Origin of the sequence: Enterococcus sp. CWB-B31 (assembly GCF_020567645.1) — a bacterium.
Lineage (GTDB): Bacteria > Bacillota > Bacilli > Lactobacillales > Enterococcaceae > Enterococcus_L.
Genome location: NZ_JAJDJW010000006.1, coordinates 1 through 25,250, shown reverse-complemented (window position 1 = coordinate 25,250; position 25,250 = coordinate 1). Strand labels below are relative to the sequence as shown.

Annotated in this window: 20 protein-coding genes and 1 pseudogene; 6 read left to right on the top strand and 15 right to left on the bottom strand. The window is 37.3% G+C overall.

Features of this window, described 5'->3' with window-relative positions:
• Positions 1–82: 82 nt before the first annotated feature.
• Positions 83–328: pseudogene (locus tag LI954_RS07500) on the top strand (transposase); the annotation flags it as partial.
• Here LI954_RS07500 and LI954_RS07495 read toward each other — a convergent pair.
• The 13 genes from LI954_RS07495 to yaaA form a co-directional block, all read right to left on the bottom strand.
• Entirely contained in the window at positions 328–1,197 is an 870-nt protein-coding gene (locus LI954_RS07495; protein WP_229441362.1) for a DegV family protein, read from the bottom strand. The pseudogene LI954_RS07500 and the gene LI954_RS07495 sit on opposite strands and share 1 nt — an antisense overlap.
• 604 nt (positions 1,198–1,801) lie before the next feature.
• Complete coding sequence (locus LI954_RS07490; protein WP_202067230.1) at positions 1,802–3,094, bottom strand: adenylosuccinate synthase; 1,293 nt, start codon at positions 3,092–3,094, stop codon at positions 1,802–1,804.
• A gap of 746 nt (positions 3,095–3,840) precedes the next feature.
• Positions 3,841–5,208, bottom strand: coding sequence for a replicative DNA helicase (gene dnaB, locus LI954_RS07485; RefSeq protein WP_229444084.1), 1,368 nt, complete (start codon positions 5,206–5,208; stop codon positions 3,841–3,843).
• Positions 5,209–5,543: 335 nt separating this feature from the next.
• A complete protein-coding gene (rplI, locus tag LI954_RS07480) occupies positions 5,544–5,999 on the bottom strand; it encodes a 50S ribosomal protein L9 (RefSeq protein WP_229444083.1) in 456 nt (151 codons plus the stop codon).
• A gap of 6 nt (positions 6,000–6,005) precedes the next feature.
• The gene (locus LI954_RS07475) at positions 6,006–7,988 is read right to left on the bottom strand and encodes a DHH family phosphoesterase (RefSeq protein ID WP_420705972.1); all 1,983 of its coding nucleotides are present in this window, start codon (positions 7,986–7,988) and stop codon (positions 6,006–6,008) included.
• A gap of 1,521 nt (positions 7,989–9,509) precedes the next feature.
• Positions 9,510–9,749, bottom strand: coding sequence for a 30S ribosomal protein S18 (gene rpsR / locus LI954_RS07470; protein ID WP_202067235.1), 240 nt, complete (start codon positions 9,747–9,749; stop codon positions 9,510–9,512).
• A 26-nt stretch (positions 9,750–9,775) separates the two neighbouring features.
• Positions 9,776–10,327 (bottom strand): single-stranded DNA-binding protein, encoded by a 552-nt coding sequence (gene ssb, locus LI954_RS07465; protein WP_202067236.1) that lies wholly within the window; start codon positions 10,325–10,327, stop codon positions 9,776–9,778.
• 45 nt (positions 10,328–10,372) lie between these two features.
• Positions 10,373–10,675 carry a 30S ribosomal protein S6 gene (gene rpsF, locus LI954_RS07460; protein ID WP_229444082.1) on the bottom strand — a complete coding sequence of 101 codons (303 nt, stop codon included), beginning with the start codon at positions 10,673–10,675 and terminating at the stop codon, positions 10,373–10,375.
• A gap of 260 nt (positions 10,676–10,935) precedes the next feature.
• Positions 10,936–11,244: a hypothetical protein gene (locus tag LI954_RS07455; RefSeq protein WP_229444081.1), complete on the bottom strand. Its 309-nt coding sequence runs from the start codon at positions 11,242–11,244 to the stop codon at positions 10,936–10,938.
• A gap of 75 nt (positions 11,245–11,319) precedes the next feature.
• Positions 11,320–13,833, bottom strand: a complete 2,514-nt coding sequence (gyrA, locus tag LI954_RS07450; RefSeq protein ID WP_229444080.1) for a DNA gyrase subunit A — start codon at positions 13,831–13,833, stop codon at positions 11,320–11,322.
• Between the two features lie 75 nt (positions 13,834–13,908).
• On the bottom strand, positions 13,909–15,858 hold the full coding sequence (gyrB, locus tag LI954_RS07445) for a DNA topoisomerase (ATP-hydrolyzing) subunit B (protein ID WP_229444079.1): 1,950 nt from the start codon (positions 15,856–15,858) through the stop codon (positions 13,909–13,911).
• On the bottom strand, positions 15,851–16,978 hold the full coding sequence (gene recF, locus LI954_RS07440; protein WP_202067240.1) for a DNA replication/repair protein RecF: 1,128 nt from the start codon (positions 16,976–16,978) through the stop codon (positions 15,851–15,853). The genes gyrB and recF overlap by 8 nt, the downstream gene beginning before the upstream one ends.
• Positions 16,965–17,210: a S4 domain-containing protein YaaA gene (gene yaaA, locus LI954_RS07435; protein ID WP_202067241.1), complete on the bottom strand. Its 246-nt coding sequence runs from the start codon at positions 17,208–17,210 to the stop codon at positions 16,965–16,967. Before yaaA ends, recF begins: the two co-directional genes overlap by 14 nt.
• A 1,373-nt stretch (positions 17,211–18,583) precedes the next feature.
• Between yaaA and LI954_RS07430 the strand changes: the two genes are divergently transcribed.
• Complete coding sequence (locus LI954_RS07430) at positions 18,584–19,048, top strand: MFS transporter (protein WP_229444078.1); 465 nt, start codon at positions 18,584–18,586, stop codon at positions 19,046–19,048.
• 33 nt (positions 19,049–19,081) lie between these two features.
• Here the strand turns inward: LI954_RS07430 and dnaN are convergent, their stop codons facing one another.
• The gene (gene dnaN, locus LI954_RS07425) at positions 19,082–20,212 is read right to left on the bottom strand and encodes a DNA polymerase III subunit beta (RefSeq protein WP_202067243.1); all 1,131 of its coding nucleotides are present in this window, start codon (positions 20,210–20,212) and stop codon (positions 19,082–19,084) included.
• A gap of 411 nt (positions 20,213–20,623) precedes the next feature.
• The gene (dnaA, locus tag LI954_RS07420) at positions 20,624–21,964 is read right to left on the bottom strand and encodes a chromosomal replication initiator protein DnaA (RefSeq protein ID WP_202067244.1); all 1,341 of its coding nucleotides are present in this window, start codon (positions 21,962–21,964) and stop codon (positions 20,624–20,626) included.
• Positions 21,965–22,472: 508 nt separating this feature from the next.
• Here dnaA and rpmH point away from each other — a divergent pair.
• From rpmH to jag, 4 genes are all read left to right on the top strand, one after another.
• Positions 22,473–22,607 (top strand): 50S ribosomal protein L34, encoded by a 135-nt coding sequence (rpmH, locus tag LI954_RS07415; RefSeq protein WP_002356012.1) that lies wholly within the window; start codon positions 22,473–22,475, stop codon positions 22,605–22,607.
• Positions 22,608–22,996: 389 nt separating this feature from the next.
• A complete protein-coding gene (gene rnpA / locus LI954_RS07410; protein WP_202067317.1) occupies positions 22,997–23,332 on the top strand; it encodes a ribonuclease P protein component in 336 nt (111 codons plus the stop codon).
• 15 nt (positions 23,333–23,347) lie between these two features.
• Positions 23,348–24,178, top strand: a complete 831-nt coding sequence (locus LI954_RS07405) for a YidC/Oxa1 family membrane protein insertase (RefSeq protein WP_229441369.1) — start codon at positions 23,348–23,350, stop codon at positions 24,176–24,178.
• A 16-nt stretch (positions 24,179–24,194) separates the two neighbouring features.
• A complete protein-coding gene (jag, locus tag LI954_RS07400) occupies positions 24,195–24,965 on the top strand; it encodes an RNA-binding cell elongation regulator Jag/EloR (protein WP_229441370.1) in 771 nt (256 codons plus the stop codon).
• Positions 24,966–25,250 lie beyond the last annotated feature (285 nt).

Below are 25,250 nucleotides of genomic sequence, written 5' to 3'. Positions count from 1 at the left end.
TTGTCCTATTTTTTTGATTTAAGGGTACATAAAAAGCACACCGCCTTGTAAGATTAAAGTGACGAAACTCAACTCAAAAGGAGTGTACCTTACGTTTAAAAATCATACCATCAATCAAACCACTTTACCATTAGATGTAGAACAATATATTCCAGAAACAAATGTTGCTTTTGCGGTGAATACTTTAGTTAAAGCTATTCCTCAAGCGCTCTTCAATCAACTGGAGCAACCGCTTGGTCGTCCTGCCTATCATCCTAAAATAATGTTGAAAGTTATTCTTTATGCCTATACTCAACGTGTTTTTTCTGGTAAAAAAATAGAGATGATTTATTTTCTTTCTGCTCCTAGAGAGAACATTGCAATACAGCCATAACCTGTATGACTGGCAATGGTTGGTCCCAACGGATAAAGCAGAATCTCCTTTGTCTGAATTTCATCATTCAAAAGTTCTTTGGCTTTTTCTGCACTCTCTTTATCTCCAGCATAAGCAATAAACAGCGTTTGATCAACAGGATTTTTAATCTGCTGAACTGTTTCTTCGACAATTTTTTTGATGGACTTGCTGCGGCCGCGAACCTTCCCAACATTTTGAAGCTTTCCATCTGCATCGACAGTAATAATTGGCTTAATGTTCATTAAGCCTCCGATAGCTGCTGTTGTTTTGGAAATTCGTCCGCCTCGTTCAAGATGCTTCAAGTCATCAACTGTGACCCAAGACTGGACATTCATTTTATTGTCTTCCAGCCAAAGCAAAACTTCTTCCAATGAATGCCCGGCTTTTTTCAATTCAATTGCTTTATAAACCAGCAAACCTTGACCCAAGCTGGCTGCTTTTGTATCTACAATATAGATATCAACCTCGTTATACTCTTCCTTCAGCATTTCCACCGCTTGAACTGCACTTTGATAAGATCCGCTTAAACCGGACGAGAAAGCCAAATAGAGGACTGGTTCTTTTTTTTCTACAAAAGTTCTAAAAAATTCTAAATATCTTCCGGAATTTACCTGAGATGTCGTAGGCAGAGCCCCTTCTCTGACACTTTGTAAAAAGACATCATAATCAAACGTTTCTCCAAGATCATCTATTAATTCATTGTCATTAATGGTTATCGTCATACTGATAAAATCAACATTGTTTTCTTCCAATAATTTATAAGGTAAATCACAACATGAATCTGTTACTATTTTAAACGTCATTTTACTTTCCCTCCCAACTCATTACATTCTATCATAAAAATACTTTTCAGCCCTCTTTATTAGTATATTGTAAGAAATAAAAAGAAAGCTGATAGTCTTCATCTGTTATTCGTGTCACTATTAAAATTCATTATGAGGTTGTGCCAAAGCTTCTCCATGCGACAAGTAAGTTCTAAACTGTGACGAGTGCTTGCACGAGAAAACAAAACATTACGCAGTATCCGTTTTTCTGTGTCTACGATTCTACTACACTACACTTTATTTCGATCTCATCAATTTCTAAACGGCAGAGCCGCTAAGAATTGAAGGACTTCGTTTCGATCCTCGAAGCAGGGAGGTGCTTTGTTCCTACGCTTCTACGAATGCTCGTCACATGTCTGAAGGGCAAGTAAGAATGTGCTCCTACACTTCTTACAAATGCTCGGATCATACAAAGACTGGAACACCGTTTATTCGGCTTTAGGGGTATCGGACATACTTATGTCACAGTCCTCCTTATTTTGCCCGTTGTTAGAGTGCCAACGAAAAAGAGAACCAGAACAGGCTTACCTGTCTCAGCTCCTCTTTCCAGTTCTATTCAACTGATTATAATTTTCTCATATTTTTAAATCTGTGCCCAAACACTTTCCAGCACATTAGTTTGATTGCGATCCGGTCCCACTGAAAAAGTAGAGATACGCACACCGACAAGCTCAGATATACGATGTACATAGTTGCGTGCATTTACCGGCAACTCAGATAATGTTTTGCAGGCTGTGATATCTTCATCCCAACCCGGCAGTTCTTCATATACAGGCTTACAGCGACTTAGCTCTTTCAAGCTTGCAGGATAGTGATAAATTAACTTTCCATCCAGTTCATAAGCCGTACAGATCTTCACTGTTTTAAGTCCGCTCAAAACGTCAATTGAGTTCAGTGAAAGATTTGTAATACCTGAAACTCTTCTGGAATGTCTCATTACAACGGTATCAAACCAGCCCACACGTCTTGGTCTGCCAGTTGTCGTTCCATACTCTTTACCAACTTCTCTGATTCTGTCGCCTGTTTCATCGAATAATTCAGTTGGAAATGGTCCATCACCTACACGGGAAGTATACGCTTTACAGACGCCTACAACTTTATTGATTTTTGAAGGTCCTACACCGCTTCCGATTGTTACACCACCGGCAACTGGATTTGAAGAAGTAACAAAAGGATACGTTCCCTGATCAATATCCAGCATAACCCCTTGGGCTCCTTCAAACAGGACACGTCTTCCTTCATCCAGTGCATCATTTAGAATAACTGATGTATCCGTCACATATTTTTTAATTTCCTGTCCATACGCATAGTATTCTTCAAAAATATCTTCAAATGCAATTGGTTCACTGTCAAACATTTTTACAAATGAACGATTTTTTTCTTCCAGATTAACTTTCAAGCGTTCTTCGAAAATTTCTCTATCCAACAAATCCGCAATACGAATTCCTACACGTGCTGCCTTGTCCATATAAGCAGGACCAATCCCTTTAATTGTCGTACCGATTTTATTTTCGCCTTTTGCATCCTCCTGAAGCTGATCCAATTTAATATGATACGGCAATATCACATGTGCCCGATCAGAAATTCTCAGGTTATCTGTTACAACATTATTTTCTTTTAAATAGTTCAATTCTTTTACAAGTGATTTTGGATTGACCACAACGCCGTTTCCAATCACACTGATCTTATCTTTATAGAAAATGCCTGATGGGATAAGGTGCAGCTTATACGTTGTTCCATCAAATTTAATGGTATGACCAGCATTGTCTCCGCCTTGATAACGTGCAATTACTTCTGCATTCTCACTTAAAAAGTCAGTAATTTTTCCTTTTCCTTCGTCGCCCCATTGTGTTCCAACAACTACTACAGATGACATTAAAGCACCTCATTCTATATTATTTAGTCCGTGTCCATTGTATCAACAATAGCCAAGCATTTCAACGAAAAATCGAATGTTATTAATTAAAAAAAAGATTTTATAGTTAAAACACGAACATTATTTTTTATGCTGATACGAATCTATGAAGAATACGAAATTTCCTATTCACCTATCCATTCATTAAATCCTACAGTTTTATTAAGTGTAATGACTGATAAAATTTTTTAAAAAGACTGCTGGCTCTATTCCCAAGAGAGTGTCTATACTCTAATTACAGTTAGTGAAGAAATCATTTTTAAATGAGAAAAAAAGTATTAGGCAGAGCTGTATAATGAGCTGCAAAAACAACAGATTAAAATGTGTACTCCTCCATTAGACATTTCGATCTATCATGACCCAGAATATAAGGAAACCAATCAGATGTTGAAATACAAAATAAAATCATCGGTGACTATCAGGATACTGAACAGATACCTTCTATGAAGCACAGGGAATACAGATTGCTTCTGCCATTTTTCAGAGCAGCTTTGAACAGACACTGCAAGTAGCAAAGGTCTTATGACAACAGATTAAAATGACCAGCTATCATGTTGCCGATTCTATGATTAATATTTCCCATGTATCACCGGTTTAAAATCCTAATCCGGAAAATTAAATAACGAAAGCTTCCTTTATTACAGCCAAATGAAAAGATGAGTGTTTGTCCCGATCTCATTTTCTATTTTTATAATTATGATAAGGAATTAAAACTCTTCCCGTGGTGATAATGAAGAGAATTTATTGTATTCCTTAATAAACAGCAGTTCTACTGTTCCTCGTGCACCACTCCGGTTTTTTTCTATAATGACTTCAATCACATTATCTACTTCCGGTGCTTCCCGATCATCATCATCTTCTCCGCCCCGTTCATAATAATCGTCACGATAAAGAAATGCCACAATATCCGCATCCTGCTCAATCGAACCAGATTCACGAATATCACTCAAAACAGGTCGTTTATCCTGCCTTTGTTCCACTCCACGCGACAGCTGGGATAATGCGATAACCGGTACTTTCAATTCTTTCGCCAGCTTTTTCAGCTGACGGGAAATATCGGATACTTCCTGCTGACGGTTCTCTTTTCCTGAACCTTCAATCAACTGAAGATAGTCAATCAGTATAAGTCCCAGATTTCCTTTTTCCTGAGCCAGCTTCCGGCATTTAGCTCGAATTTCCGATATCTTAATCCCAGGAGTATCATCAACGTATATATTTGCCCTTGAGAGGCTTCCCATGGCAATAATCAGGTTCTGCCACTCTTCTTCCGATAATTGTCCTGTACGCAAGTGACCAGCCTCTATGGAGCCCTCAGCACACAGCATTCTGTTTACTAAAGATTCGGCACCCATTTCCAGACTAAAAATCGCTACAGCCTTATCTGTTTTTGTTCCGACATTCTGAGCGATATTCAAAGCAAAAGCTGTTTTACCAACCGCAGGACGAGCAGCTAAAATAATCAGCTCTTCCGGTTGCAGCCCCGCTGTCATTTTATCCAGTGCCTGATAGCCTGTGGGCAAGCCTGTAATATCTTCATTCTGCTGGTAAAGCTGATCGATGTTGGCAATCGTTGAATTTAAGATATCTGAAATGGACAGAAAGCCGCTTCGATTTCTTTTTTCTGATACTTCCAGAATACTTCGTTCCGCATCATCTAAAATGGTTTCAACATCTTCTCCCTGCTCAAACCCTTTGGTAACAATTTCTGTTGCTGTATGAATTAGATTTCTCAATAAGGACTTCTGCTCAACTATTTTGGCATAATGAGCAATATTTGCTGCTGTCGGTACTGACAACGCAAGCTCTGATAGATAACTCAGCCCACCAACATCTTCAAGAACATTGTCTTCTTCAAGCTTATTCTTAACTGTGACAACATCGACTGCTTCATTTCGTTCATTCAGCGTAATCATTGCCTGAAAGATCAACTGATGATTACGGCGATAAAAGTCTTTTGGTTCTATGTATTCCATTGCATCAATAACTACCTCAGCATCTAAAAAGACAGAGCCTAAAACTGCTTGTTCTGCTTCTATATTTTGAGGAGGTACTCGATCCTGCCATGCTTCGTTCATCTATTTCTCTCTCCTACAGCTTAATTTGTCTAAGTCTTTCTATTTTAACAAGAAACGGGGGAAATGTATATGTTAACCTCCTTTACTGTCGGGATGAGCCTATGAAAAAATGTGGATTTTTAAAAGAGCAGCAGCTTGTGACAACCCCTTTTTCCTTTATACTGTTTCGCTGTATAAATAGAACTTCTGCACGTTCCCTGAAACTCCCCTCTTGCTATAAAAGCTATCTATTTTTTTCCATTAAATAAAAAACGCTTTCTTCATTTGTTGTAATCAAAAAAATAAGCCCGGAATGATCCTGGCTCATTTCTTTTTTCTGATTTACATTAAAAAAACTATTTTTCATCCACTACATGAACCTTTAAGACTGCGGTTACCTCATGATGAAGCTTTACCGGAACCTTTGTATATCCCAGTGAACGAATCGGCTGTGCCAATTCCAGTTTTCTTTTATCCAACTTCACCTTATACTGCTTGTTTAAGGCTTCCGTAATTTGCTTGGAAGGAATTGAACCAAATAGTCGGTTGTCCTCTCCCGCTTTTGCCTTGATTTCAATCACTGTTTCTTCTTTTTCCAAAAATTCTTTCATCTTTTCAGCTTCCGCCAAGACTTCTGCATCATGCTTCTGCTGCGCCTTCTTCTGACCAGCCAATGCACTGATACTGCTTTTATTTGCTTCCTGCGCCAAACCATTCTTAATCAAAAAGTTTTGTGCATAACCTGTAGGGACTTCCTTAACATCCCCTTTTTTTCCTTTACCTTTTACATCTTGTAAAAAGATTACTTTCATTTACATTCACTCCTTATCATACATTTCTTTTGTATTCTTATTAATTACTTCCAGCAGTTTTTCCTTCGCTTCAGTGATGGTCCTGTCAGACAACTGAGTTGCAGCATTGGTAAAATGACCGCCACCACCCATACTTTCCATGATCAACTGTACATTGATTGAGCCATTACTTCTGGCACTGATTCCAATCTTTTTATCCATTCGCCTTGTAATGACAAATGCTGCATTGATTCCTGCCATAGACAACAATGTATCTGCAGTTTTAGCTGCTATAACACTGTCATATTCTTTATCTTCTTCTCCTACAGCAATAACAGTATCTTCAGTAATATATTCATTCTTGGCAATCAGCTGACTCATTTCCAGATAACTGGTCAAATCAGAACTTAATAAATATTGTACTAGAGATGAATCTGCTCCACAAGTTCTTAAATAACTGGCCACATCAAAAGTCCTGGCAGTTGTTCGAACACTAAAACTTTTTGTATCTACAACAATCCCTGCAAGCAGCAACGTTGCATCAAATTTATCCAGTCTCTTATTAAACGTATTGCTTTGATATTCCAACAGCTCTGTAACCAATTCAGAAGCAGAGGATGCTGATGATTCAATGTAGGACAGTAACGTTTTATCTGGAAATTCATCCCCTCTTCTGTGGTGATCGATAATAACAACCTTGCTGAACCGATCATAAAGTTCCTTGGAAATTGACATAGACGGTTTATGATAATCAACCATAATCAGAAGACTATTATTTTGCATTTTTTTCATTGCCTCTGCCGGAGATAATATTTGATTGTATAGCTCTGAATCCTTTTTTAGTTCTTCCATTACCCGATAGACATCAGGGATATTTTCATCGGTATTTAAAATGACCCATGCGTCTTTTTCATAAATTTTAGCCAGTCTGGCAACACCAAAAGCAGAGCCTATTGCATCCATATCCGGTAATCGATGACCCATAATATAAATATCCGCAGATTCTTTCATCAACCCTTGTATAGCAGTACTCATTGCCCTTGATCGAACGCGCGTTCTTTTTACAACTGAAGCTGATTTCCCACCGAAGAAGATGGGTTTGCTATTCCCATTGGCTTCTTTTACAACTACCTGGTCTCCTCCTCTTACCAGAGCCATATCTAAATTCGTCTGGGCGACCGTTCCTGTCTCATTTAAACTGGTCCCGCCATAGGCAATCCCCATACTTAGTGTAATTGCAATATCTCTTTCATCTGTCCCTTTTCTGACATTATCCAAGATTTGAAATTTACTGTCCATCATCTTTTCAATTACGTCCAGTTGACCTACAAAGACATATCTTTCTGCATTTAACTGTTTATAAAAAACTTTATATTCTTCCAGCCAATCTGAAATCATTGTTGTCAAAAAACTATTTAGATAAGAAATCTGCTTAACATCCATATTGTCTGTCACATCGTCATAGTTATCAATCGATACAATGCCTATAGCTGTTTGCATTGCTTTCTTTTCCTGATACAAAGTATTTTCCTGTGTAATATTCTCAAAAGTAATCGTCTTTTGCTCAATATTAATTTTAAAACGAAATACTTCATCTTCCACTACAAATATATCTTTCCCTTTTTCGAATAAAGAAATGTAACTTAATACATCTTCTGAGGTAAGTAATAGCCTTTTCTGCTCATTCGAATAAAAAACTTCTTCTGCATATGGATTTAACCAGATTGGCTGTTTCGTTTTTTCATCATATGTAATGATCCCCACAGGCACTTCATTAATAGCAAAGTCTATTGAATCTTCAGCCTTAATTGTTGCTTCTCTAATTTTCTCAATATTTGACAGTTCCAAGCGTTTAATCAATTTCAACATTCTATTGATTAAGTACAGATTTATTACTGCTAAAATAGAAGTAATAATGACTTTATTTGATATAAAGTAGACAGCTCCCATTTCAAATACAAAGAGAAATACAAAGAATAAAAAGACTTTTTTTAGCCTCATCTGTTTCATTTCATTATTAGCCCCCCTATGAACAAAAAGCTTGCAGCACATATATTATTTTATCATATCTGTGAAAATTCAGCGAATACCACCAAAACTTTCAAAATGTTTCACGTGAAACATTCTGAAATCCAAAATTATCTTCAACTTAATTTTAAATTTCATCGAATTAAAGTTTAGAACCAACAGAAAGTATCTATCTCTAACTAATTCCATTTCACTTAATGATAACACTGCTCCTTCTGAAGATATAGAATCAATAATTCTAAATAAATATTCTCTGAAAGAAACAACTTTCAACTATTTTAATTAAGTTAAACTTTAGAGTGATAATGGAAGGTAGTTTCCATGCAGCATGCACGGGTAATTAGCATATCTATCATTCTATTTTTTAGTAATCATCTAAGAGATAAGACCAAGAAGTTAACATGTACTCTCCCATTCATTTCCCTATTAATGCTTACTTATCTATTTCAAATTAGTCAAAACTTATTCATAAAATACAAACCATGCTGCAGTTCATATTTTATCTGACAGCAGTCAGTATAGGAAATCTGCAGATTACCTGATTTATAAAAATAGAATTAGACGATAAAACATATTTTAAGTGAATCTAGTGGTATTGACCGAATTATAACTTGTATTAGAAGATTATCTATAAATGATGTTCAATGATAGAAAATTTTCAACTCATATGCTTCAATGATAAGAACAAGCAGCTTCAAAAACAGCTGAAATGAAACATGTATTCCATAATTTTAGTATCTATTAATTTATATCAGCGCATGTCTAATGTATTTTGCATAACTTACTCCTACGAATGCTCAGTGCCTATCCAGTGATCTCATATGTAATACTACTGGATAGGCTTCACGTTTCTTAGATTAAAGCTATGGATAATTTTTAATATTATCAACCTATTAAAAAAGTAGTCATATTACTCTATTGCTATTAAATAAGAGAAAGCTTTTCTATCAAGAAATGATAGAAGTTATATTTGAGTTAGTGAACAACAAAAAGATCAGACGAGACGGTCAAGAATTTTTATTGTGTCAAAGCCAACTCAAAAATCAGCAGCTGGTTTACAAAGATAGTTACGGTTGATTTGACTCGATTCAGCAATGGAATTGGGCAGCCGCTTCTCACTGACAAATCGCTTGCGACCGACCTATTTACTGCTTGAATACTTGCCCATGACATGATTCTTGCATCTGCATTTTATGGAAGAATAATCTCCAGATATAAGCTGCTCTTATTTATGATGATACTTATTAATATCAGCTCTATTTACACAAACTATTCTATATATTCAATTTCTCCTATAACCCCAAAATATTCAGATTTAAAGAGAGCAGTCACAATCTTCCATATATCATTAAAAGATGTTGAATATTTTATTTTAAAATTTTAAGAAGCATTCTTAAGCTATTTTATCTATGTGTAGATATATCCTAATAAAAAACAAAAAAATGACCGAAAACAGAAGATATTTCACTTCATTTCCAGTCATTTTAATAGTTACGTTATATTTTATTGCTCTTCGCTTACGAATGGAAGTAATCCCATAATACGAGCGCGTTTGATAGCAATTGTTAATTTACGTTGATTTTTAGCACCAGTACCTGTCACACGACGTGGCAAGATTTTTCCGCGTTCAGAAATGAATTTTTTAAGTAATTCAACATCTTTATAGTCAATGTGTTCAATATGGTTTGCTGCAAAATAATCTACTTTACGACGTTTACGTCCGCCTCTTCTTTGTTGTGCCATTCTTTTTCCCTCCCTATCAAAAATTGTTAGAATGGTAAATCATCATCTGAAATGTCAATAGTTGAACCAGAACCACTAAACGGATCTGAGTCTCTATTAAAATCAGGCATACCACTACTATTATCGTTGCTAGACTGAGATGGTTGATTAAAGTTGCTTTGGCCTCCGAAATTACTGTTCTGTGATTGAGTGGGTTGATTAAATCCTCCCCCTGAATTATAAGAAGAACTATCCTGAGTTTGTCTTTGTTCAGAAGTTGAACGAGATTCCAATAATTGAAAATTCTCACACACAACTTCAGTCACATATACTCTTTGACCTTGCTGATTGTCATAAGATCTTGTTTGAATACGACCTGTAACACCTAACAAAGTGCCTTTACGAGCATAGTTTGCTAAAGTTTCAGCTGGTTTACGCCAAATCACACAATTTATGAAGTCTGCTTCACGATTTCCACTCGCATTCGTAAAATTACGATTGACAGCCAGTGTAAAACTAGCCACTGCAGAACCACTTGAAGTATATCGTAAATCGGGATCTTTGGTAAGTCTTCCAACTAATACAACATTGTTAATCATCTTGACATCTCCTTTCGTCCATTAAATGTTTCACGTGAAACATTCTTAAGCTTCTTCTTTGATGATCATGTGACGGATAATCCCATCATTGATCTTAGCAAGACGATCAAATTCATTGATTGCGCCTGCATTTGATGGAGAAGATACTTTAACGATATGGTAGATGCCTTCTAGGAATCCATCCATTTCATATGCTAAGCGGCGTTTTTCCCAATCTTTTGATTCGATAACTTCTGCTCCGTTATCTTTCAAAATTGTGTCGAAACGTTCTACTAAAGCAGTTTTTGCTTCTTCATCAATGTTCGGACGAATAATGTACATGATTTCATAATTCGTAACTTGACTCATTGATTTTCACCTCCCTGTGGACTTTAGGCTCTTAGTTTGCTAAGAGCAAGGAGAGCTGCCTAAAAAATTAGACTACTCACAATTTTTCATTATACATGGAAACCCTTATAAAATCAAGTATTAGCTTAGGATTTTCAATGTTTCTTCTGGAGCAATTCTGTACTGGACTATCTGATTTTCAGAGCTGAAATCATACAGTCATTTCTAAAAATTTTCTCCTTTGAATTTAATTCCCTCAATATATTTACTTCTATCATCCTCTATCTTCTTCCAGATAAAAAAGAAAAAGGGCTGTGACATAAATATGTCACAGTCCCCCCTAAAGCCGAATAAACAGTGTTCCAGTCTTTGTATGATTCGAGCCTTCGTAAAAAGCGTAGGAGCAAAAGTCCCTCTCTCTTATTGTCATAAATCACTACGATTGACTTGTCAGAGTAGATGATGCGTCTACCTACTTGGTTCTTGAGGAGGAACACCTCTGCTCCTGCGATTACTCGTCGCATGAAGTACTTTGCTCCTGCGATTACTCGTCGCATGAAGTACTTTGCTCCTGCGATTACTCGTCGCATGAAGTACTCTGCTCCTGCGATTACTCATCGCATAGAGAAGCTTTGGCACAACCTCTATTTCTTTATAGTTTCAACTTATTCTTCTGTTTGGTTTTCAGCATTTTCAGTTACTTCAATTTCAACTATTTCTACTTCTGCTTCTGTATCTACTGTTTCAGGTTCGGGTTCAATGACTGCCATCGTCACTACCTTTGCTTCATCTTCCATTCTCATCAGTCGAACACCTAATGTTGCTCTCCCTGTTTGAGAAACAGTTGAAACATTAAATCGAATAATGACCCCTTTATCAGTAATCAGCAGAATATCTTCTTCACCGGTTACAGTTGTTAAACCAGCCAAAGGACCATTTTTTGGAGTAATATTCGCTGTTTTTATTCCTTTACCGCCTCGTCCTTTGACAGGATACTCAGAAGCTTTTGTTCGCTTGCCATACCCCTGTTCTGTGATAACAAGGACTTCATCATCTTCTCCCAAAACAGCTGAGCCGACAACATAATCTTCCTCTCTCAATCGAATACCACGAACCCCAGAAGCACTTCGACCCATATCACGAACCGTCGTTTCATTAAACGTAACAGAATACCCATTATGAGTACCAATAATCATATTTTGCTTGCCGTCAGTCAGAGAAACATTTACCAGTTCATCCTCTTCTTTCAAACCAATGGCAATCAAACCATTACTTCTAATATTTGAGAAAGCAGTAACACTGGTTCTTTTCACTGTTCCCTTTCGGGTTGTAAAGAACAGGTAATGACCCTCTTCTGCCTGTCCTGTAACTGAAATAATTGCCTGTATATTTTCACTTGAATCAATCCCAAGCAGATTGATGACTGGGATTCCCTTAGCCGTTCTTCCATATTCAGGAATTTCATAGCCTTTTGCACGATATACTTTTCCTGTATTGGTAAATATCAGCAATGTATCATGTGTTGAACAGGAAACTAATGTTTTCACGAAATCATCATCATGAACCCCCATTCCCTGAACACCTCGACCGCCTCGACGCTGCGCACGAAACTCACTGTTTGCCACACGCTTGATATAGCCGTTATTTGTCAATGTAATTACGATTTCTTCCTCTTCGATTAAATCTTCATCTTCAAGACTCAATACTTCTCCGACCAAAAGCTCAGTTCGGCGGTTATCACTAAATTTATCACAGAGCTCATTCAGCTCTTCCTTGATAATAGTATCAATTCTTTCAGGTTTAGATAAAATATCTGTTAAATCAGCAATTAATTTCAACAATTCCTGGTATTCATTCTCAATCTTTTCACGTTCCAAACCAGTCAGTTTACGAAGCCGCATGTCAAGAATTGCCTGAGCCTGACGATCAGAAAATTCAAAGCGTTCAATCAATGCTGTTTTTGCTTCATCATCTGAACTGGACCCGCGAATAATGGAGATAATTTCATCAATGTGGTCCAAAGCAATACGCAGACCTTCCAAAATGTGTGCGCGTGCTTCTGCTTTGCTCTTTTCAAATTCTGTCCGGCGACGAATAACTTCCTGTTGATGCTCTATATAATTTTCAAGGATTCGTTTGAGGCTGAGAATCTTGGGAACGCCTTTTTCAATTGCCAGCATATTAAAGCCAAATGAACTTTGCAAGGCTGTCATCTTATATAAGTTGTTTAATACAACAGACGCACTAACATCCCGGCGTATATCAATAACAATACGCATTCCTTCACGAGAAGATTCATCACGCAAATCTGTAATTCCCTCAATACGTTTATCTCTGTGAAGTTCAGAAATACGCTCAATCAAACGTGCTTTGTTAACCATATAAGGCAGCTCGGTTACCAGAATACGTTCTTTTCCGTTCGGCATATCAACCAATTCAACCCTTGCCCGAACAGTAATTGACCCTTTCCCAGTTTCATAAGCCCGACGAATACCTGATTTCCCCATTACCAGTCCGCCGGTAGGAAAGTCCGGTCCGGGAAGTACTTCCATTAATTCATTAGTGGTCACCTCAGGGTTTTCCATCAGTAAGTCAATAGCTGAAACAACTTCTCTTAAATTATGCGGTGGAATATTCGTTGCCATCCCAACTGCGATACCAGTTGTTCCGTTTACTAGCAAGTTAGGAAAGCGTGCCGGCAAAACATCCGGTTCCTGCTCTGAATCATCGTAGTTTCCATGATAGTTAACAGTATTTTTGTTGATGTCACGCAGCATTTCCAAAGCCAGTTTACTCATTCTTGCTTCGGTATAACGCATTGCCGCTGCCCCATCTCCATCGACAGAACCAAAGTTTCCATGACCGTCAACAAGCATATAACGATAACTGAAAGGCTGTGCCATACGGACCATTGATTCATAAATCGCACTATCTCCATGGGGGTGATACTTACCCATAACATCTCCGACAATACGTGCGGATTTCTTATGCGGCTTATCCGGTGTGACCCCTAACTCATTCATTCCGTATAAAATACGGCGGTGCACAGGTTTCAATCCATCCCGTACATCAGGTAATGCCCGAGCAACAATAACACTCATCGCATAGTCAATGAAGGATTCTTTCATTTCACTGGCCAGATTGACGTCGTGAATATTTTCTTTCAACTCTTCATCCATGAAATTTTCTCCTTACTTTTATTATGTTCCATCTCTCTTTATTTAGTGAATAATTAAAAATGAATATTTATTCATTTAGATATCGAGATTTTTTACATAATGTGCGTTTTCTTCTATGAATGCTCTTCTAGGTTCTACTTTATCCCCCATCAGCATTTCGAAAATTTGGTCTGCTTCGATTGCATCATCCACACTTACCCGGGCCATTAAACGGTTTTCCGGATCCATTGTTGTTTCCCACAGCTGATGATCATCCATCTCGCCCAACCCTTTGTAACGCTGCACTGTTGGTTTTGGAGAAGCAGGCAACGAAGCAATCACATTTGCCAGCTCTTCCTCTGCATGTTTGCCAGGCTGAACATACGTAATTTTCTTCCCTTGTTTTACTCCATATAAAGGTGGTTGTGCGATATAAACATATCCTGCTTCAACAACCGGACGCATAAAGCGATAGAACAATGTAAGAAGCAATGTTCGAATGTGCGCTCCATCAACATCGGCATCAGTCATGATAACCAGTTTATGATAACGTGCTTTTCCTACATCAAAATCCTCTCCAAAACCAGTACCCATTGCAGTAAATAATGAACGGATTTCTTCATTGGCCAAAATTTTATCCATACTGGCTTTTTCAACATTCAGAATCTTTCCTCGAATTGGCAAAATAGCCTGAAACTCACGGCTTCGTCCCTGTTTCGCTGAACCGCCGGCAGAGTCTCCTTCGACAATGAACAATTCGCATTTTTTAGGATCCTTACTGGAACAGTCCGCCAATTTTCCAGGCAGATTGCTGATTTCCAGGGCTCCTTTTCGTCGTGTTACTTCTCGGGCTCTTTTAGCTGCCAAACGTGCTCTTGATGCTAAAATTCCTTTTTCGACAATTTGTTTTCCTACTGTCGGATTTTCCATCAAAAATTTATTAAAATATTCAGAGAAAAGCCGGTCTGTAACTGTCCGAACTTCTGAATTCCCCAGCTTTGTTTTTGTCTGTCCTTCAAACTGCGGTTCCGGATGTTTAATGGAAATAACGGCTGTCAATCCTTCACGGACATCTTCTCCAGTCAGATTTTCATCATTATCCTTCATTACTTTTTGTTTACGGGCATAATCATTAATTACTCTGGTCAACGCTGTTTTAAAACCAGATTCATGAGTTCCGCCCTCATATGTGTGAATGTTATTGGCAAAACTTAGAATATTTGAGTGGTAACCGTCTGTATACTGCATAGATACTTCAACAGTAATTCCCTGTTGTTCTCCTTCAATAAAGATAGGTTCCGGGAACAGCACTTCCTTGTTGCCGTTTAAATGCTCTACGTAGCTCTTAATACCGCCTTCATAATAGTATTCCTTTAATGTTGGCTTTTCTTCTCTTTTATCCTCTATAGAAATCTTCAGACCGCGATTTAAAAAGGCAAGCTCACGAACACGAGTCGCCAGCTTATCAAAATTGAATACGACTGTTTCAGTAAATATCTCTGCATCCGGAATAAAATGGACAGTAGTACCATGGCGATCTGTCTCATCAATAACTTTAAGATCAGCGACAACTGCGCCTCGTTGAAACTGCTGGAAATAGACTTTTCCATCTTTATAGACTTTTACATCCAATGATTCCGAAAGAGCATTAACAACTGATGAACCTACACCGTGGAGTCCACCGGAAACTTTATATCCGCCGCCGCCAAACTTACCGCCGGCATGAAGAATCGTGAAAACTGTTTCCACTGCCGGACGTCCTGTCTTTTTCTGAATATCAACAGGTATCCCCCGTCCGTCATCGATAACAGTGATACTATTATCCTCTTCAATAATTACCTGGATCGTTGTGGCAAAACCAGCCAAAGCCTCGTCAATAGAATTATCTACAATCTCCCATACTAAATGGTGCAGTCCTTCCGAACTGGTAGAACCAATATACATCCCAGGACGTTTTCTTACAGCCTCAAGCCCTTCAAGCACCTGAATCTGGCTGGCATCATATTCCTTGGCACGCTCATTCATGCTTTTTTCTTCTTCAGTCATTTGATTCCCTCGCTATCTCTCCCTGTTGAACATAGAATATATCCGGCTCAACAGTAATTTTATTGGTTAAATGGTTTAAGGTTGTAGTCGTTATAAAGGTTTGAACTTTCCCCTCAATCGTTTCCAGCAAATGAAGCTGACGTTCATCATCCAGTTCACTCATTACATCATCCAGAAGCAACACTGGATATTCTCCGGTTTCCGCATACATTAAGTCAACTTCTGCTAATTTGACACTTAATGCAGTTGTCCTTTGCTGACCTTGAGAGCCGTATGTTTGAACATTCTGCTGATTGACCTTAAAAATCAGGTCATCCCTGTGAGGTCCGATAAATGCAGCTGCTTTATACAGCTCTCTTTTCCTGCCAGCCATCAGCTGCTGAAGCATCAGTTGCTGAAGTTCCCGCAATGAATGCTGCCCTTCACCTAAGACAACACTCGAAGCATACTCAATTGCTAATTCTTCTCGTCCATGACTGATTCGCTGATGGAGTTTATTCGCCCATTTTTCAAGTTTCCTAATGAATTCTAAACGAGCAAATAAAACCTTTCCGCCAAATTCCGCCAGCTGTTCAGTCAATATATCCAAGTAAACAGTATCTGTCTGACTCTTTTCTGCTAGTTGCTTTAAATACTGATTCCTTTGCTTCAGCACAGACTGATACTGAACCAGATCATACAAATAAATAGGATTGACCTGGCCTAATTCCATATCAATGAACTTCCGTCTGATTTGAGGGGAACCCTTGACCAGGGAAAGATCTTCGGGTGCAAATAAAATGACATTAAGCTGTCCGATATAGGAGCTCAGACGTTTTTGCTCAATGTGATTTACTTTCGTTTTGCGACCTTTATTTGAAATGAAAATCTCAAGAGGAACTGTTCCAGTTTTTTTTTCCACTGATCCTTCGATCTTTGCAGAATTTTGACCAAATGTAATCAACTCTTTTTCATTACTGGTTCGATGACTTCGCGTCATTGCCAAAACATAAATACTTTCAAGCATATTTGTTTTGCCTTGCGCATTTTCTCCTAAAAAAATCGTCAACGGTTTAGGAAATTCCAAAGCGATATCATCATAATTTCGATAGTGCTTCAGTGTGATATTATTCAGCCTCATCAGATGTGCCTGTTTCTTTTTTTTCCATAAAAAAAGTGCCTTCATCAGGGATTTCGATCATCATACCAGGATATAATTTTCTTCCCCGACGATTCTCCAGCTCCCCGTCTACAAAAACACTGGTTTCAGCCAGATACCATTTTGCCTGACCACCGCTGCTGATCACATTAATTTCTTTTAAAAACTGACCAAGTGTCATGTAATCAGTTTCTAAAGTGAGTGTCTTTTTCAAATTTCATCCCTCGTTTAAAATTCACTTTTACTTCTAATATTATACTCTTTTTTTAGTAATAAAACAAATTTATCCGTCTAATTTTCGCTCTAAGCAATTTTAATTAAAAATGATAGAATCTATTCTTTCAGAAAAAAATCTCTTAAAAAGCATTTTATACTGTTTTTTCAAAAAAAATAGTTTTGAACTATTTTCACAGATTTTCAATAATATTGAAAACCTGTGTTCTGATACGCAAACTTTTGTCATTTATTTTGATAGAATGATTCATTATATTCAATTTTTTTCGAAAATGACCTATAGATTCTGGAACCAGTCAAATACTGAAATATAATCAATAAATCTTTTGGTCTATTAGGGTGTGTCTGAAAACTCGAGCGGCGAATAGTTTGATGATTTTTATCGAACTCCTCGTCATAAATACTCGCTTATAAACCACATAAGCTGTATTTTCTTCCTTGATTTCAACAAAAATCACTGGCCACTAACTTTTCAAACACGCCCTAGTTTCTTCACCCCAGCATATCTTAATTAAAATAGTTTTTCAGTGCATTAACAGTACTGCTGTCTCTACGAGTCTAACGATTCTTGGGACAAAACATTACGCTGTATGCGTTTTTCTGCGTCTACGGTTCTCACTACACTACACTTCGTTTCGATCCTCAAATCATACAAAGACTGGAACACCGTTTATTCAGTTTTAGGGATCTCAGACATACTTATGTTACAGTCCCCTATTATTGTCTCTTCGGAAATGTTCATATTTTTCAAAATCCTTCATTGCCCGATTATACAAAAATACAGCTTCTTCTATTGAAAAAATCCTCAGAAAATTATTTAACCGTCTGAAATCAGTAAATAGTCAGTTTTCTATATTAAAAATAACCGGTCTTATGTAGATAGAAATATCTTCAATTGTCTCTTCCACTGCAAGATCATTTTTGATCTTCATCAGCTGAGAAAGAAAATACAATTCTTTAAAATGCCTACTGCTTTTTTTATGAGATGCAATCTCTTCGCCAGTTTTAACTAATTCCGTCTTGTTGCGCCTGTTTTCTGCATAAATCAACTGCTTATAGAGAATATCATAGACAGATATCTGATAATTATTATTTATGTATAAAAATTCATCTAATTCGATTATACAAAATCGTAAAATTATTTTTAATTTGAGATATGTCTGTATTTCCGATGGAGCATTATTGGACCTTTGCTTTAGCTTATTTTCGGAAATCTTTCTTTTACTACTGCATATATTTTTTTGTTACAAAAAAATTGTCAGAACCTCAGAGAATCAAGAAAGAAAAGAGGAAAAACTCAGAATACTCAATTTCAATCGACAAGTTTCCTTATTTTTTACTTCAAACAATTTGATGAGCTTAGGAAAAGATCGCTATAGTTTAATGCTCTCAGTAAATTCTCTTTTAATTCTGCTGTTTCAGTTTCCTGCTCTTTACTTTCTGAAAAAACAATCTGCCTTGAAACTTATTGCACTGAGCAATTGTCTGTTTGCGGTCAGTCTTCTATTTGTTGCTCAAAGTGCAGATTGGTTCTTCTGTAGCTTAATGGTTATAAGCTACAGTCTCGCAGAAGTCCTGCTGGGAAGTAATTTTGATTATCTGATTGATTCTTTTGCTGACGAAAAAAACAAAGGATTCTTTTTTGGCTTGTTGGAAATTGTCAAAGCAGGAACTACTATAGGGCCTGTTATAGGAGGGGTACTGATAGAAAAATTTTCAAAAAACTCCTTTTCTGCTGTTTTTTTGTTTCTCAGTATTATCACCTTAACCGAGCAGATTTTTCTATGGATTTATTCAAAAAAAGAAGCCATTCAATAATGTTTATTGAGTAGCTTCTTTCAATTATTCAAATTAATTTGTACGAACTGGTGTAATCAGCTGGATAAAATTCATATCTGCTTCTGTCGGCTCCAAAGTAAACGGACGGATTGGCGAAATGAATTTCATAGTGATTGTTGTATCACCAAAAGCTCTTAAAGCAGCCTTCATGTAGTCTGGATTGAAGGAAATTTCCAATGGATCTCCAGATACCTTCTCGTAATTTAATGATTCTTCAACTTTCCCTACTTCAGGGGAATTGCCATAAAGGAAAACAGATTCAGAGGTTATAGCCAACCGAACAATGTTGTTACGACCTTCATGTGAAAGCAGGGATGCACGTTCGATCGCTGATAAAAACTCAGGAACCTCGATCTCCACTTCTGTATTGAAACTTGTCGGAATCAGGCGGTTGGTGTCAGGATAATTTCCTTCCAGTAACCTGGAGTAGAAATACATTGTTTTAGTTTTGAAAAGGACTTGGTTTTCCATAATACTGATCTCAACCATTTCTTCTTCATTTGTGAAGGAGCGAGAAAGTTCCAGTAAACTTTTCCCGGGAATAACAATATTGAAATTTTCCGCTGTCTGTTCAATTGGAATAATCCGCTGACTCAGACGGTGTGAATCTGTTGCTACTGCTAAAAGCTTTTGATTTTCCAAGACAAAGTGAACCCCTGTTAAAATAGGACGGCTTTCATGAAGAGAAACCGCAAAGCTTGTTTCATTAATAATTTTTGTCAGCAAGTGTACTGGAAGCTTGATTTGATTTTTTGCATCGATTACCGGTAAATGAGGATAATTGTCTGCGTCTAAACCATTTACTGTAAAATCAGCTTTTCCTGAAGTTATGGCTACCTGATTATTTTCCAATACTTCCAAAGTAACTGTTTCTTCCGGGAGCTTTCTGATGATTTCACCGAAGAAACGAGCTTGTAAAACGATGCTGCCTGTTTTTTCAATCGTCATTTGTGCTTTTTCATCTTCAACACTTAAAAAGCTTTCTATAGAAATATCTGCGTTGCTCCCAGTTAAAGACAGTCCTTCATCAGTTAGAACAATTTTGACCCCTGTTAAAATTGGGATGGTTGTTTTTGACGAAATTGCTCTTTGAACAGTTTGCAGCTCCTGCAGAAAAATACTGCGCTTAATTGTTAGTTTCATCATTCGACGCTCCTTTTAGTTTTGCATGACAATTTTTTCTACAAAAGAATTATTGTCTGCTGTTTATATGGTGTTCCAGAATCATTTTCAGACTTTTGATACTGTCTATTTATTTTCTAAAATATCAAACTCTTTTTTTATCATACCATATTCATTGTAATTCTTCAGATACTTTCTGTGTTACCTGTTCTCTTTTTTCTATGTTTGAGATCGTCAGTCTTGATATTTATCTGACTCAAAAACAGATTGAAAATCTGTGGATTGCTTAGTTTTATTTATATATAAAAGAATAATAAAAGTAGTAGGTCCTGTTAATTCTGTGGAAAAGTTAAATTTTGTAAGAAAAGACTATGGTTTTGCCTGTGGATAACCTGTGGATAACTTTTGTGCTTTTTGAAAACTTATCCACAATTACGGATTCAGCAGATTTTTAATTTCACTTATTTCTTTCTGAATAATCGGATCATTTTCGATCAGCTGCTGAATTTTTTCATGTGCATGAATAACAGTAGTATGATCTTTTCCGCCAAATTCAGCCCCGATCTTTGGTAGAGAGCTGTCCGTCATTTCTCTTGAAAGATACATAGAAATTTGTCGGGGAACGACGATTGATTTTACTCGCTTTTTCCCTTTTAAATCTTTTAAATGAATATGATAGTATTTGGCTACTTCTTCCTGAATCTGCAGGATGGAAAGATCATTTCGGCTGCCAATTGATTTTAGGGATTTTAAAGCATCCGCTGCCAGACTGGTATTGATGTCTTGCCCGTTGATGGTTGCGTATGCCTGTACACGAACCAATGCTCCTTCGAGTTCCCGGATATTAGAATCAATTTGACCAGCAATGTAACTGAGTGTATCATCAGGAATTTCAAGACGTTCTGCATCGGCCTTTTTCCTTAAAATCGCAATTCTGGTTTCCAGATCAGGAGGTGTGATGTCAACAGAAAGTCCCCATGCAAAGCGAGAAACCAGTCGTTCCGGCAGCTTTGGAATATCATTTGGCGGTCGGTCACTGGTAAGAACGATCTGTTTATTTTCATTGTAAAGATCATTAAAGGTATGGAAGAATTCTTCCAGGGTTGCTTCTTTTTCTGCTAAAAACTGAATATCATCAACTAGCAGAAGATCCACATTTCGATATTCATTCCTGAATTCTTCTGACTTTTTTGTTTGAATGGAGTTAATGAATTCATTAGTGAATGTTTCACTGCTGACATATTTTACTTTAGCATTTGGTTGATTTTGCAGCATTTGATGACCAATGGCATGCATTAAATGGGTTTTTCCAAGTCCAACTCCCCCATAGAAAAATAAAGGGTTGTAGATAGAGCCGGGATCTTCTGCAACAACTAAAGCCGCAGCATGGGCCATTTGGTTTCCTTTTCCTATTACAAATGTATCGAAAGAGTATTTGGGATTAAGCATAGCTTTTTTCCCATACTCATCAATTTCTTTTGTTTCCGTCGATGTCTCCTTTAATTCTGGAGCCATCATTGCCTGATCTCCGCTGACGACAAAATGCGGAATGATTTCGCTGCCGGTTAATTGAAAACCAACCTCTACAATTTTGGCTGCCAGATTTTTTTCCCAGTAATCTCTGTGAACAGCAGAGGGGACTTCCAGCCATAACTGGCTGTTCTCCAGTTTCAGCGGATGAGTGGTTTTTATCCATGCATCAAAGCTGGGGGCGGATAAAACAGATTGGTAAGCTGCTTCTAAATTTCTCCAGACACTTTCCACGTCGGGCATTATGGAACCTCCTTATAATTAAGTATAATTCTCTCTTGTCGATTATTGATTCGCAAATAAGATTTTAGCATTTTTCCTGAACTTTTTCCACAGGCAAATGAATATTGTGGAAAATAAATCAACAAAACGGGAAAAAGTTATCCACACATGCAAAATAAGATGTGGGTAACTCTCCTTTTTTCTAGTTATCCACATATAAAAGTGGAAAATTCCCATTGATAATAAAGTGTTTTTAAGACTTATCCACAACCTTGTCAATGGATGTGCATATCTTTTGCACAGGCTGTTTTTTTGTGTAAAAGTAGCTGGAAAACCGGTGGGTAAAAGAAAGACAAAAATAAGATATCCACAAATTATCCACTTAAAATAAAATGATGTGGATAACTTTTAGCTTGAAAAGAAAGTTATTTATTGGATTTCTTATTGACAAATCAGGTAATCATTCGTTATACTGTCAAAGTATGTCTATATATTTGATGAATAGATAGCAGTTCAGGAGGTGGAATTAATGAAAAGAACATATCAACCAAATAAACGTAAGCGTCAGAAAGTTCACGGATTTCGTAAACGTATGAGTACTAAAAACGGCCGCCGTGTATTAGCAAGCAGACGTCGTAAAGGTAGAAAAGTAATTTCAGCGTAAACAATGCAAATCAACTTTTATATCACTTATAAATAAAGAACCCTTTATTATCTATACAACACAGTTGATGTAAAGATAATAAAGGGTTCTTTTTTCAGAATTAAGTGTCTGACAGAGTCGGAGCAATCTGAACGCTTCTGTTTTATTGTTAACGAATTACGGATAAAAAGCGTATCAAAATAATCTTGCTGCTTTTGAGAATTTGTTTGATTAGGTACTCAGAAATACCCAAATAATAGTTACGCTGTAAAAACATGATTAAATGAGGCTGAATAAAATTAAAATATTAGAATTCTTTGACTAATTTTTAACAGGAATAAGATGAAAATAATACCAGTAATATGCTATCATTGTATGGTAAGTAAAAAGAATGGAAACAAGGGATGACAATGAAAAAATCCTACAGAGTGAAGAAAGAAAAAGAATTTCAGCGAGTATTTTTAAGTAAGGACTCCTATGCGAATCGGAGATTTGTTGTGTACATCTTGAAAAGGGAACAAAAACATTTTCGTGTGGGGATTTCTGTTGGGAAAAAAATTGGGAACGCAGTGACCAGAAACGCTGTGAAACGAAAAATACGTGCATCGATCTACACATTGAAAGATCAGATTGATGAATCGTATGATTTTATTATTATAGCCAGACAAGGGGTTCAGGATCTGACTTCAGAAGAAGTTATGACAAATTTGAAGCACGTGTTAAACCTTGCAAAAATTTTAAAATGAGAGAGGAAAAGATTTGTGAAAAAGTATAAGCGCCTATTGTTAATGGCTGGTTTAGTCATGTTAGTATTTGTATTATCAGCCTGCGGAACGGAACCAATCAGTCAGGACAGTACAGGGATCTGGGATCGTTATATCGTTTATTATTTTGCTGAAGCTATTAAGTTCCTGTCACTTGCAGGAAACTCAGGAGTCGGGATTATCCTGTTTACATTAGTTATTCGTGTTATTTTACTTCCATTAATGCATTTCCAGACAAAGAGTATGCGGAAGACACAGGAAATACAGCCTCAGATGAAAGCACTGCAGGAAAAATATGCGTCCAAAGATCCGGAAACACAACGACTATTCCGTGAAGAACAGCAGAGGCTATATTCGGAAAATGGTGTAAATCCATATGCCGGCTGTTTGCCTTTAGTGGTTCAAATGCCGATCATGATGGCCTTATATCAGTCAATTTCTCGTGTCCCTGAATTAAAAGAAGGAAGCTTTCTGTGGTTGAATCTGGCTTCCCCTGATCCTTACCTGATTTTACCGATCCTGGCGGCAGCCTTTACTTTTGCCAGCAGTTATTTGACAAGCATGAGTCAGCTGGAATCAAATACATCAATGAAAATCATGAATTATGTAATGCCGGTAATGATCTTTATGATGGGTCTGAATCTGGCCAGCGGACTATCGCTTTACTGGGTAATCTCCAATGCCTTTTCAGTAGTGCAGACACTGATGATTAACAATCCGTTTAAAATCAGAGCAGAACGCGAAGAAAAAGTTCGTCAGCAGAAAGAGCTTGAAAGAGCCCTTCAAAAAGCTAAAAATCCTAAGAAAAAAAGAAATAAAAAACGCTAATTAAGGGGGTTTTGACATGCCGATTTATGAAGGCAATACGGTTGAAGAAGCAATTTTAAAAGGGCTGAGTGCCCTGCAGCTAACGAAAGAGGCTGTAGAAATTACTGTTTTATCTGAAGGAAAGAAAGGTTTTCTGGGAATTGGAAAAAAGGCAGCACAAGTTTCCGTTGAACCTACAGTTAGTGAAGACATCTCTGAAGCAGTAGAAGATGTCGTGGAGGATATCGTTGCAATTGATGAAGCATCAGGGATGGAACAGGCAGTAAAAGAAATGGAAAGTACAGAAGTTTCTTCTGTACCGGCAGAATCATTGGAAAATTTGGAAGATGAAGCGGCTATTACTGAGTTGGCTTTATATCTGACCAATATTTCCAAGGAGTTAAATGCTCCGGCGATGGTTCGTGTGGAACGCGAAACAGATCATGTGATTTTCCATTTAGATTCCAATAAGCAGGGGATTCTGATTGGGAAACATGGAAAAGTTCTCAATGCTATGCAGTATTTGGCACAGGTCTTTATCCATAGAGCAGCGGCGAATAAATTGTCAGTAGTTGTTAATGCAGGTGACTATCGTGAGAAGCGTCAGGCGGTGTTGAAACGTTTGGCAGATCGGACAGCTGAAAAAGTGAAACGTACCGGTCAACCGGTCTTTCTGGAGCCTATGCCAGCCTTTGAACGAAAACAGATTCACTTTGCTTTAAGTAAAGATGAGCATATTAAAACACATTCTGAAGGTGATGAACCTTACCGCTATTTGGTTGTAGAACCGTCGAAAAAATACTACTAAATAGTTGGAATAAATGAGGGATATTGTCTAATAATAGTTTGTTAAAATTAAAGCGAGTCATTATTTAGGATTAAGATCAGGTAAAAATGAACTAGAAGCAAAATAGGGATCAATCTTTTTTAGAAGAGATTGATCCCTATTTTTTATATGCTTCTATTTTCAGGCTCTTTGTCAAATCGGACTGATAGTATCACCAATGAACATCGGAAGAAGGAATCGAACTCCTTCTCCGGTGTTTTTTATTTGTATTGAATAAGGCCGTTGAGTAAGAAAATTCGGGTACGC